Origin of the sequence: Methylomonas sp. LL1 (genome assembly GCF_015711015.1) — a bacterium.
Lineage (GTDB): Bacteria > Pseudomonadota > Gammaproteobacteria > Methylococcales > Methylomonadaceae > Methylomonas.
On sequence record NZ_CP064653.1, the window covers coordinates 2,286,417 to 2,298,226 of the forward strand.

Consider the following 11,810-nt stretch of genomic DNA (forward strand, 5'->3'; position numbering starts at 1 on the left):
CCGTATAAAAAATTTCAACGGCATTGGCTTACTGCCACTGCCTTAAAAAAATATTCAATTGGTCTTTGTTCAGTTGCTGGCTGTCGACCTTCAAATAAGCGGTATTTTCCTCGAAATGCAATCGCACTTCCTCGACACCGTTGATGGTCAGCAATTGCCTGGAAAACTCAGCACCGCGTTCCGGTTTGATGGCTTGCAGCGATAGCAGCAGATTGGCCAGATAACGCGGCGGAGACATGAACAACGCAATCAACGCCCAACTGGCGGCCACGATCGCCGAAAACACGAACACCGAAGCCGGACCAAATTCGGCATACAGCCAGCCGCCGCTGGCGCCGCCGATAAAGGCGCCGATGAATTGGGCACTGGAATAAATCCCCATCGCCGTGCCTTTCAAATCGCCTGGCGCGGTCTTGGAAATCAGCGACGGCAAGGTCGCCTCCAGCAAATTGAAGCCACAGAAGAACACCCACAAGCAAACGATCAAACCGATCAACTGCCCGTGCAACAGCACAAAACCCAGATTAGCAAGAATCAGCGAGACGATGGCACCGACAAAGACTTTTTTCATCTTCCGCTTTTTCTCGGCAATAATCACGAACGGAATAATCGCCGCCATCGACGTCACCAACACCGGCAAATAGACCTGCCAGTGGCTGCCACCGCCCAAGCCGGCGTCGCGCATCAGTAGCGGCACCACCACGAAGCTGGCCATCAAAATTAGATGCAATGCAAAAATACCATAATTCAAGCGCAGCAGATCGGGGTTCTTGATCACCGAACCCAGCTCCGACGGGATATATTCGGCATCGCGGTGTATAGTGATTTTTTGCGGGTTTGGCACGACGAACAGGATCACCAATACCGCCAGCGCGGCCAGGATCGCAATCAGCCAGAAAATACCGCTGATGCCGAAATGATGCGCAATCACCGGCCCTATCGTCATCGCCACCCCAAACGAAACCCCGATGCTGGCGCCTATGGTCGCCATGGCTTTGGTGCGATTGACCTCCTGGGTCAAATCCGCCAGCAAGGCCATCACCGCCGCCGAAACCGCGCCGCACCCCTGCAAGGCGCGTCCAACCAGCACGCCGTAAATATCGGTCGCCAGCGCCGCCACTACGCTACCCAGCAAAAACAGCAGCAAACCAATGACGATGATAGCCTTGCGGCTAAAACGGTCGGACAGCAAACCAAACGGTATTTGTAAAACCGCCTGAGTCAGCCCATAAATACCCATGGTCAAACCGACCAGTTTGGGCGTGGAGCCCGGCATTTGTTCGGTGAACAAAGACAACACCGGTAACAACATGAACAATCCCAGCATCCTGAGCGAATAGATACTAGCCAGCGAAACCGTCGCCCGCTTTTCCATGCTCGTCATTGCGCCCGAAACATCCTGAACCTGTGTCAAACCCCAACTCCCCTTTGCCTTGAATCGTTAAAGGTGGCTATAGTACCAGTTTATTGGCATCGCGCTCCAGCGTGGGAGTGCCACTCAAGCAGTATTTGCCAACGATTTTCGCATGTTAGAATGCTGCTAATTCCACCCATAGGAAACCAAATATGACCGCAATCATGTTCGATACCCATGAATTTATTAAAGAACTTAAAGGGGCGGGATTTAGCGAAGAACAAGCTGAAATCATCACCAAACTGCAAAAATCCGCTATTGCCGCAACCTTGGAGCAAGCAAAACATGATTATGATTTAGACGATCTGGCAACTAAACGCGATTTGAAGGAATTGGAATCCGGCCTGAAGCGGGACATCAAGGAACTTGAATTGAAGCAAGACGCCAAACTGGCCGAAACCAAAAGCGAATTGATCCGCTGGATAGTCAGCGTGGGCTTGTTACAGACCGCCTTGATTTCGGCGTTGTTGCTTAAATTGAGTGCGTTGGGCTAAGGCTAATAAATAGGATGTGCTGAACGCAGTGAGGCGCATCGGTCGCGATTAATTCTCGCTTTGCATAGGCAGCCTAGAGGGTACCCACCTTATTGAGTTGGAAGCCATGAGTAAAATCTTATCCTTGCTTAAAGCTAATATGGGCATAGTAATCCTATTTACTATTGCAACCCTTTTATGTAGTCAGCGACTCACGGCCTACATCATCATTCCAATTGCCATTCCCGCGCTGCTATACCAAAGCATCCAAATTCTGCGTTACTGGCATTCCCCCCAGCAACGCGCTATACGCCTGACTGCGATTGTCATTATTATTACGTCGCTAAGCAGCGTACTCGTTTTCCACATCTATCGACACTACAGCGTTCGGACCAAGAGCGAGCAAATCGCAAAAACTATCGAAATGTTTTACCTTAATAATAACCGATACCCCGATAAGCTTGAAGAAATGGGGATTGATCCCAAAGAAGTGCTCGATTGTTGCGGATTGTATTTTCATGTCTATAACGACTCACCGGCTCTGACATACGATGTAACCTACATACCCATGGATTGGTGGAACTACAGCTTTACGACCCATGAATGGATCTATATAGCTCCTTGAGCATCCCTTTACTGACCAAGCCAATGAGCTTCGATACCAAATCCCCCTTTGCCCAACCCCCACCATTCCCCGTATAGTATCGAGCTGTTCTAATTCCAGGAATTCACAGCAGTGGACACCATTAGTATTCGCGGCGCCCGCACCCATAATCTCAAAAACATCGATCTTGACCTGCCGCGCGACAAACTGATCGTCATCACCGGCCTGTCCGGCTCCGGTAAATCTTCGTTGGCCTTCGACACCATTTACGCCGAGGGTCAGCGCCGCTACGTCGAATCGTTGTCGGCCTACGCTCGGCAATTCTTGTCGATGATGGAAAAACCCGATGTCGATCATATCGAAGGCCTGTCGCCGGCGATCTCGATCGAGCAAAAATCCACCTCGCACAACCCGCGTTCCACCGTAGGCACCATCACCGAGATTTACGATTACCTGCGTCTTCTGTACGCCAGGGTCGGCATTCCGCGCTGCCCGCAACACGGCGTGTCCTTGCAGGCCCAGACCGTCAGCCAGATGGTCGACCAGGTATTGGCGCAGCCGGAAGGCGAGCGCTGGATGTTGCTGGCGCCGGTGGTCAACGACCGCAAGGGCGAACATGTGTTGTTGCTGGAAGACCTGAAGGCGCAAGGCTTTTTGCGCGCCCGCATCGACGGCGAAGTCTACGAGTTGGACGAGCCCCCTGCTCTAGACCTTAAGAAAAAACACACCATCGAAGTCATCGTCGACCGCTTCAAGATTCGCGACGACATTGCGCTAAGATTGGCCGAATCGTTCGAAACCGCATTGCGTCTCTCCGAAGGCTTGGCGATAGCGGCATCAATGGAAAAAAATCAGCAGCTGCTGTTTTCGGAACGCTACGCTTGTCCGCATTGCGGCTATAGCCTCAGCGAGCTGGAACCGCGCATCTTCTCGTTCAACAACCCCAAGGGTGCCTGCCCCAGCTGCGACGGCCTGGGCGTGCGCCAGCATTTCGACCCGCAACTGGTGGTGCATAACCCCGAGATCAGCCTGGCCGGCGGCGCGGTCCGCGGCTGGGACCGGCGCAACGCTTATTACTACCAACTCATCTGCGCGCTGGCCGAACATTATGGTTTCGATCCCGAGGCTCCGTTCTCCAAGATTTCCAAGGAAGTGCAAGCGGTTATTTTGTACGGCAGCGGTGACGAGAGCATCCGCTTCCAATTCCAGATGGGCAGTGCAAAGCCCAAAACCAGCCACCATCCATTCGAGGGCATCATCCCCAACATGGAGCGCCGCTACCACGAAAGCGATTCGCAGCTGGTACGCGACGAACTTTCCAAATATCTGGCTCAGCAAACCTGCGCGGCCTGCGACGGCGCCCGGCTGAATCTCGGCGCCCGCAATGTGTTCGTCGAGGACCAGCCCTTGCATCACGTCACCCGCCTGCCAATCAAACAGACGCTGGGCTTTTTTCAGCAACTGAATATTCCCGGCCATCGGGGCGAAATCGCCGCCAAGATCAACAAAGAGATTCAGGAGCGGCTGGAGTTTTTGGTCAACGTCGGCTTGGATTATCTGACTCTGGACCGCAGCGCCGACACCCTGTCCGGCGGCGAAGCCCAGCGCATCCGCCTGGCCAGCCAGATCGGCGCCGGCCTGGTCGGCGTGATGTACGTGCTGGACGAACCCTCCATCGGCCTACATCAACGCGACAACGAACGCTTGCTGAGCACTCTATTTAGATTGCGCGACTTGGGCAACACGGTGATCGTGGTCGAACATGACGAAGACGCGATCCGCGCCGCCGACCATGTCGTCGACATCGGCCCCGGCGCCGGCGTGCATGGCGGCCGGATTGTGGCACAGGGAACGCCGGAGCAGATTCTAGCTAATCAGGACTCGCTGACCGGTCAATACTTGTCAGGCGTGTTGAACATCGATATACCCAAACGCACCACGCCGCGCGATCCGGCCAAACAAGTCACCATCCGCAACGCCCACGGCAACAACCTGCAAAACGTCGACGTTAGTTTCCCGATCGGTTTGATGACCTGCGTCACCGGTGTATCGGGCTCCGGCAAATCCACGCTGATCAACGATACCCTGTACAGCCATGCCGCCCGTTTGATCAACGGCGCCAGTTGCATCCCGGCGCCCTGCGACGCTATCGAAGGCCTGGACCAATTCGACAAGGTGGTCGACATCGACCAAAGCCCGATCGGCCGCACCCCGCGCTCCAATCCGGCCACCTATACCGGCATCTTCACGCCGGTGCGGGAATTGTTCGCCGCCACGCCGGAGTCGCGTTCGCGCGGCTACACGCCGGGCCGTTTCAGTTTTAACGTCAAGGGCGGCCGCTGCGAAGCCTGCGCCGGCGACGGCGTGATCAAGGTGGAAATGCACTTTCTGGCCGACATCTTCGTGCCCTGCGACATCTGCCACGGCAAGCGCTACAACCGCGAAACCCTGGAAGTCCGCTACAAAGGCAAGACCATCCACGAAGTGCTGGAAATGACCGTGGAAGACGCCGCCCAATTTTTCTCGGCGGTGCCAAGCCTGGCCCGCAAGCTGCACACGCTAATCGACGTAGGATTAAGCTACATCACGCTGGGCCAAAATGCCGTCACGCTGTCCGGCGGCGAGGCCCAACGGGTCAAATTGGCGAAAGAGTTATCCAAACGCGACACCGGCACCACGCTGTATATCCTGGACGAACCCACCACCGGTCTGCACTTCCATGACATCAAGCAACTGCTGACCGTGCTGCACACCCTGCGCGACCACGGCAACACCGTGATCATCATCGAACACAATCTGGACGTGATCAAAACCGCCGACTGGATAGTCGATATGGGGCCGGAAGGCGGCAGCGGCGGCGGCATGCTGGTCGCGGAAGGCACGCCCAAGCAGATCGCCAAGCATAAGCAGTCGCATACCGGGGTTTATTTGAAACGATTTTTTGAGTGAGTCAGCCTGCATTACTGGTTACCAAGCTCCTGCTTGGTAACCGAGCCTTGAAAGCTCCAGCTTTCTTTAATTAGCCGGGAAGCAATAGCTTCCAAGACTGGGTATCCAAGCTGGAGCTTTCGTAGGCACCCATGCCCAATACGACCAAATCGATGTGGAGACCGTCAATGACTATTAAACCCATCCGTAACGATGAAGAACTAAAAACGGCGTTTCAACGGCTGGAAGCCATTTTCCAAGCCGCGGCAAACACGCCGGAGGCCGACGAAATGGAAGTATGGGTGACCTTGATCGAAGCCTACGAAAACAAACACTACGCCATCGCTCCGCCCGACCCGATCGAGGCCATCAAATTTCGCATGGAGCAGCAAAACCTCAGCGCCAAAGACCTGGAAAGCTATATCGGCAGCAGAGGCCGAGTATCGGAAGTTCTCAACCGCAAACGCCCGCTGAGTTTAAGAATGATCAAACGTTTGCATGACGGTTTGGCAATACCTTACGAAAGCTTGTTGGCCGGTTAAACGAGCCACGCGACTGGCCAATTATCCCCCACCCTGCCCGACTGTTATAAAATCAAGCAATCGATCCTTTCCCAACCTTCAATTCGGGTGCCAGCATGATGACTTTAAATATCGACGACGACACGGCGGACATGCTCAATCAATTGTCCCAGCGCCAACATATCAGCCAGTCCCAATTGCTAAAAAATTTGCTGACCGAATACCTCGAAGACATGGCCGATGCCGCCGCAGCCGACGCCGCATTACTGGAGCTGGCAAACGGCAAGAACGGCGTGATCAGCATGGCGGAATGGGAGCAACAGCTCAATGCCCTGGAGCATTAAGCTTAAAGCCGGTGCAGCCAAAGCCATCAACAAGCTGGATAAACCCGTTCGGGAGAGAATCAGAAACTTTTCCTGGTTACCAAGCTCCTGTTTGGTAACCGAGCCTTGAAAGCTCTAGCTTTCTTTAATTTGGCCGGGAAGCAATAGCTTCCGAGATTTGGTATCCAAGCTGGAGCTTGGATACCAGTATAAATTCCAAAGCAACTACTGACATTTAGCTTAATTCCTCGGCAGCAGTCGACCCCAAGCCGTCACACTCCAAAAAATCCAAATGTCAGCCTACCAACATATAACGGACCTACGAATTCGAGCTATATTACTATCATGAAAAACCTGATTGAGATTAATATAGACTCACGAACTAAAAACATACTCGTTGACAATATCGGCTTACTGGCAGCTTACCTAGGGACATGTTCAGTTGTAATGGTTTAAACTACAGTTATTGATTATCTAAAGAGAGAAATAATGGGGCACCCAGTAAAGCTGGTTTTTTTAATAATGCTCATTTTTTCCGTTTCAAGTTGCGGAATTTATTATCGAGATGAGGAAACCGGCGCTGAACATATATGGGGAATCGGTCATTTGGCTACAAAAGTTTCGGCGCCTGAGGACGGTAAGCAAGCAGTCATCAGCAAAGCGACCTTGGCGGGTATGGCGTTCGGCATAGAAGATGGTGCGGTAGGCACGAGTATCGGTTGGAATCAAAGAGAGAGAATCTCGATTTACGATGAAAATGCTGCGATCGCTATCCAACGACCTGAAGACGACAATTTATTTATGTTTAAATTTAGTTCCCGACCTTCCACACAGGAATTCCAAAAAAATAATTAAAGATCCCAGGAGGAGATAGGCATGAAATTCGCCGTTACACCTAATTTATCGCTTGTTGTTTTCTGCGCAGCCCTGTCAGGTTGTGCAGGGGATCGAGTTCTATTCGTAACAAAGACAAATGTGGGACTTGATGTTGATACAAAGCCGCCAACTGCGGAAGTAACAGTAGCCAGACGAGAACTTGCTATTTTGCCAATATTTCCGATAAATTCATCTGAAAAAGCACCTGAAAATAAGGATCAAGGTGAAATTATCGATAAAAACAAGGAGAAACAAGCCGAAAGTGACGGTAATCAAAATAGCGAAGAAGTCGCACTACCATTGCTTGGAGCGTTTGGTCTACGAGGAAACTTTTTAGACCCAAGAATAACTGCTCACTTTGCAGGAGGTGATGCAGCAGTTTATTTAGCTCAGGAATCAAATAAACCTGTTGAATCTTCAATATGCATGCAAAGTAAGCCAGGTGACACACGTGGTTGGCTTTTAAAAACATTACATTTTTTTACAGGGAAAGGGCCTGAGGAGTACCAAACTGAACCCCGCCCATTTTATTTTGCAACTGATACTTCATATGGGCTCAAAGTGGCCTGGAGCGGCACATCAGGACCCTATCCAGATTCATTAAAATTGGGTTATAACCGTAAAGAGTTTGCATCACCCCCAATTTTTGTCAATGAAGGTTGCGCGAATGGAAAGAACGGCTGGAATATCAAAATGCCTTCTTTTTATGCTTCGATTGATAACAAAAGTGGAATAGATGACGCAGCGAATCAAGCAGATCAGTCGAATATTTGGAAAAGCGCTACCAACCATGTCCAATTCTTTGCCACAGGTCAGGCAGCATCTGAATTTGCGAAAAGAACCTCTGTTCGTCAAGTGGCTTTTGAAAACATAGCGCCAGATGCAGCAATAAGTGAAGCAGGAAGCTTAAACCGCGACTTGATTGGCGAAATTGTAAAAACGTTTGATATGGATACGGCGGATAAAGATGCCATCTTGGCTAAAGCCGTCGAATTGGAGCTTGTCCCAAAAGAAACTATAACGATAGATTTCAAAACTAAGCTTATGGCAAATGCCACGGGAATCAATTATTCGGTAGCGACAAGACTTAATCAACTAAGAATTATTGCGGTCAACTTTAAAAAAGTCAGTGCTGGCTCGAGAACATAAAAAATGAAATTAATTTTTGATGAAGCCGCACTAACCCAGACACATTTTGTGAACTACCACCAGCTAAAAGCCGGTTGCATCAAGTTTCGGATTGAAGATGGATTTAGTGACTCATCTGAGCGGCTACTACACCCGAATATCATCGTCCGCCTTGTCTAGTTTGTTAAAGTGTGTAGAAATTATTCCAGTGATAGGCGTCCTGGTGAACTTATAACCATTATATAACAATGCCTTGATCAATTAACTGAAAAAAACTGGACAACCATTTTGCTCAAAAGTTGGAAAATTTTCGATGCCTATTAACACTCCACTAAAAGCACTCGACAGGCATGCATGGGACCAAAGGGTAATGGCTTTAACACTTGCTTTCGCGCTAGTTTTAATTGTCGGCGGCTGTAGCCATGGATCGAGTCATCACGAGGCACCTGAAGCTTATAAGCTCGATAATATTTTGTCTGAGTCGATTGTCAGTGCTAAAGAGAACATCGCGCATGATGTTTATTTTTTCCCAGGCCCTTCGAAGCAGGCGCCGCCGATATTGCTGTTGCACGAGCTACCGGGGTTATCGCCCAATACGCTGCATTTCGCTGAAACTCTTTCCAAGGATTTTAATGTCTATGTTCCCCTGTTGTTTGGCTCGCCCAACCAGGAGAATACCTTCTTCGGCACTTTGGCCTATTTATTTAACGGCGACTGGTATGAGCGAGCGAACCTGCAAGGTAGTCGCCCCATTACCAGATGGGCTTCGGCGGCGCTTGATCGGGTAAGCACCCATCATCCAGGGCAACCGGTAGGTGTCATTGGCATGTGCCTGACCGGGGCCATGCCCTTATCTTTACTTGATCATAAGGAAATCAAAGCGATTGTGTTGGCGCAGCCTACTTTGCCGATTTTCGGGGAAGATGATGATCTTGGAATATCGGCGCAAGAATGGGAAATAGCAAAACGACGCGCGATCGCCGGCGATATTCATATTTATGGCGTGCGCTTTGAGAAAGACACGATTGCGAAACGGGCTAAGCATTGTCGATTGAAAAGGGAACTTGGAGACAAGACTTTCCTGGACCGTGAAATTACAGCTCTGGAATATTGCCATAAAGACGCGGAGGGAAATTATACCGATTGTTCTAAATCGCACTCGACTTTGACCTATGGCTGGTCATCCAGTTTCCCGTCCAATCATCCTATGAATGTCCGCCGTTCCGAAGTGAGAGATTTTTTCAAAACTTGGCTAATCCAGGCCAAGGAAGAGAAAGGTCAATAACTGCATAAAAGCAGTTCTTTTCTGGCTACTCCAAAACAACAATAACAATAGGACAATATCCAATGGCACTAAAGAAACACTCTCAGCAATTAGCAATGCTATCTTTACTGCTGCTGTTGCTTTCCCTAGGGGGATGCGCCGATCTTAAGAATTATCATCCCAATGCCAAGTATCGTTCCGACGTTGCGGCTTGCCCTCTGAAAGAAGCCATTCCAGAGCCATCAGAAGTAATCGACTGCTGCAGCAGTTATGCCTTGCAGCATTATAAAAACGGTCAGGATGAAGGCTATTTGCTGGGCTTTGTTGAGCTTGATGAACAAGGTCAGCTATTCGACCGCCAACAGATGAACACGGTACTGGAAGAGTTCAGCCAATATGAGGACTTGCTGATGGTTGTGTTCGTGCATGGGTGGCACAATAATGCTGATCCTGCCAACGACAACCTAAAACGATTCCGTGAAGTTTTAATGAAACTCGGCAAACAGGAAGCCGCTTTAAGTAAAAGTGAAGGCAGACTAAGACGCCAGGTTGCCGGCCTTTATATCGGATGGCGTGGAGACTCTATCAGCGAAATCGATATTCCAGTCGTCAAGCAGGCAACCTGGGCACCGGTCAAATTATTACAGCAGTTCACCTTTTGGGATCGAAAAAACACAGCTCATAAAGTTGGGGATGCCGGTTTGACTGAAGTCCTTGTCCGCCTTGACCGCATCAAGAAAGTTAAAAACAAGATGCAAGAGAATGGCAATACCAAGTTGGTGGTTATTGGGCATAGTTTCGGTGGAGCGGCGGTATATTCAGCACTATCTCAAATACTTGTCCATGGTTTCGTCAACACTGTTTGTCCGGAAGGGATTGATAGCGGGATTACTGATTGCAATGCTAATGGTTTCGGCAATCTCGTATTACTGATTAATCCCGCCATCGAAGCTCAGCAATTCTCAGTCCTACATGATATGGCCATCGAAAGAGGGAATTATTTTCCGGACCAATTGCCGGTACTTGCCGTTTTGGCCTCAAGGACTGATGTTCCTGTAACGTATATTTTTCCTTTCGGACGGTGGTTTTCTACGATTTTCGAAAAAACACTGGATTTAGAACGCTACAATGCTACCACCCGAGGAACTGAATTGTTCGATGAGGAAAAAGCTAATAGATATGCTCTTGGACATTTCGAAGCGTATACCAATTATCAGTTAAATAATGGAGCTTGTTCGGGACAGGAAAGCTCAATGCGGACAGTAGGCTATGGAACAACTGCCTCTGAAAAGGCATTTACTTTTAATTTTCTGCAAACCGCCAGCGATGCCTGGGATAGCGGAGCGTCTAAAATTCCATTTAGTGGTGAAAAGTTTGAGGGCTGCCTTGAACGCAATAATAAAACAGCAGCGCGTAATCCTTACCTCATTGTCAGTGTAGATAAGGAAATCATTGACGGACACAGCGATCTATCCAATGACAATATGCGTGAATTTATTCGAGGAATGGTGCTGTTAGCGACGCAGAAACCAACCGCTAAAGAGAGGAAGGAAGTTAGAGCGATGATAATACGGTTGGAATGAAGATTTAATAGTTATTTTCCAATTGGGCGTACTTGTTACGGTAATTTTATGCATATGAGAAAATATTTCAGTTGCGCTACTTTATCTGAAGGGTAAGAGTTCGCATAAATTTCTGTTGGAATATTAAATCTTGAGGAAGCGATATCAGACGAAAAGTTCAGGAAATCAGCGATGTCGGGCCATTTATAGCTATATCAACGAAAAGATGTTGAACTGGGCGAGACGGAAATTCAAATCGCTAAAGCGCCGGAAATGGCGTGCCGGCCAATGGTTGCGAGAGCTATATCGGCAATATCCGACACTTTTTGCACATTGGCGAGTCTGGCGTTGGGCGGTTGAATAACAAGAGCCGTATGAATTGAGAGGTTCACGTATGGCTCCGTGAGCAGCTGAAGGGGGTTTTGGTTGACCATTACAGGTTGCTTGGGTAGTGATTGAGATGATGGCACGACAGGTCAGACCGTGGCTGGGTTAGTCTGTGGGAGACTTGGGACTTTGATCCCGTTTTCGTGATCAGACCCTGGTCAGCGGACTCCATCAGGGATAGAAGCAAAGGCTTTAGAAAAATCCGAATGTATGGCTGCAATCTTTTCCTGTCGAACCAGATTTAAAATTATTGCTTGGCAAACTGGGGCGTCAATGTAAGGAGACCTTTAGGTGGTATTGCTATGATTCTTGATATTAGTATGACCGTAG

General features: G+C 49.5%; 11 protein-coding genes. 9 read left to right on the forward strand and 2 right to left on the reverse strand.

The annotated features are described in order from the left end of the window. Nucleotides 1-28: 28 nt before the first annotated feature. The gene (locus IVG45_RS10670) at nucleotides 29-1,384 is read right to left on the reverse strand and encodes an MFS transporter (protein WP_196437787.1); all 1,356 of its coding nucleotides are present in this window, start codon (nucleotides 1,382-1,384) and stop codon (nucleotides 29-31) included. A gap of 182 nt (nucleotides 1,385-1,566) precedes the next feature. On the opposite strand from IVG45_RS10670, the gene IVG45_RS10675 reads away from it, so the two are divergent. From IVG45_RS10675 to IVG45_RS10715, 9 genes are all read left to right on the forward strand, one after another. Then, nucleotides 1,567-1,908 carry a coiled-coil domain-containing protein gene (locus tag IVG45_RS10675; protein WP_196437788.1) on the forward strand — a complete coding sequence of 114 codons (342 nt, stop codon included), beginning with the start codon at nucleotides 1,567-1,569 and terminating at the stop codon, nucleotides 1,906-1,908. A 106-nt stretch (nucleotides 1,909-2,014) separates the two neighbouring features. Next, entirely contained in the window at nucleotides 2,015-2,512 is a 498-nt protein-coding gene (locus IVG45_RS10680; protein ID WP_196437789.1) for a hypothetical protein, read from the forward strand. Between the two features lie 111 nt (nucleotides 2,513-2,623). Further along, the gene (uvrA, locus tag IVG45_RS10685; protein ID WP_196437790.1) at nucleotides 2,624-5,440 is read left to right on the forward strand and encodes an excinuclease ABC subunit UvrA; all 2,817 of its coding nucleotides are present in this window, start codon (nucleotides 2,624-2,626) and stop codon (nucleotides 5,438-5,440) included. Nucleotides 5,441-5,607: 167 nt separating this feature from the next. After that, a complete protein-coding gene (locus IVG45_RS10690) occupies nucleotides 5,608-5,961 on the forward strand; it encodes a helix-turn-helix domain-containing protein (RefSeq protein WP_196437791.1) in 354 nt (117 codons plus the stop codon). 95 nt (nucleotides 5,962-6,056) lie between these two features. Continuing rightward, nucleotides 6,057-6,284 (forward strand): CopG family transcriptional regulator, encoded by a 228-nt coding sequence (locus IVG45_RS10695; protein WP_196437792.1) that lies wholly within the window; start codon nucleotides 6,057-6,059, stop codon nucleotides 6,282-6,284. Nucleotides 6,285-6,752: 468 nt separating this feature from the next. After that, nucleotides 6,753-7,118, forward strand: coding sequence for a hypothetical protein (locus IVG45_RS10700; protein WP_196437793.1), 366 nt, complete (start codon nucleotides 6,753-6,755; stop codon nucleotides 7,116-7,118). Nucleotides 7,119-7,139: 21 nt separating this feature from the next. Then, complete coding sequence (locus tag IVG45_RS10705) at nucleotides 7,140-8,288, forward strand: hypothetical protein (protein ID WP_196437794.1); 1,149 nt, start codon at nucleotides 7,140-7,142, stop codon at nucleotides 8,286-8,288. 292 nt (nucleotides 8,289-8,580) lie between these two features. Further along, complete coding sequence (locus tag IVG45_RS10710) at nucleotides 8,581-9,552, forward strand: hypothetical protein (protein WP_196437795.1); 972 nt, start codon at nucleotides 8,581-8,583, stop codon at nucleotides 9,550-9,552. Nucleotides 9,553-9,614: 62 nt separating this feature from the next. Beyond that, nucleotides 9,615-11,114, forward strand: coding sequence for a hypothetical protein (locus IVG45_RS10715; protein ID WP_196437796.1), 1,500 nt, complete (start codon nucleotides 9,615-9,617; stop codon nucleotides 11,112-11,114). 230 nt (nucleotides 11,115-11,344) lie between these two features. Here IVG45_RS10715 and IVG45_RS10720 read toward each other — a convergent pair whose 3' ends face one another. Then, on the reverse strand, nucleotides 11,345-11,485 hold the full coding sequence (locus IVG45_RS10720) for a hypothetical protein (protein WP_196437797.1): 141 nt from the start codon (nucleotides 11,483-11,485) through the stop codon (nucleotides 11,345-11,347). Nucleotides 11,486-11,810 lie beyond the last annotated feature (325 nt).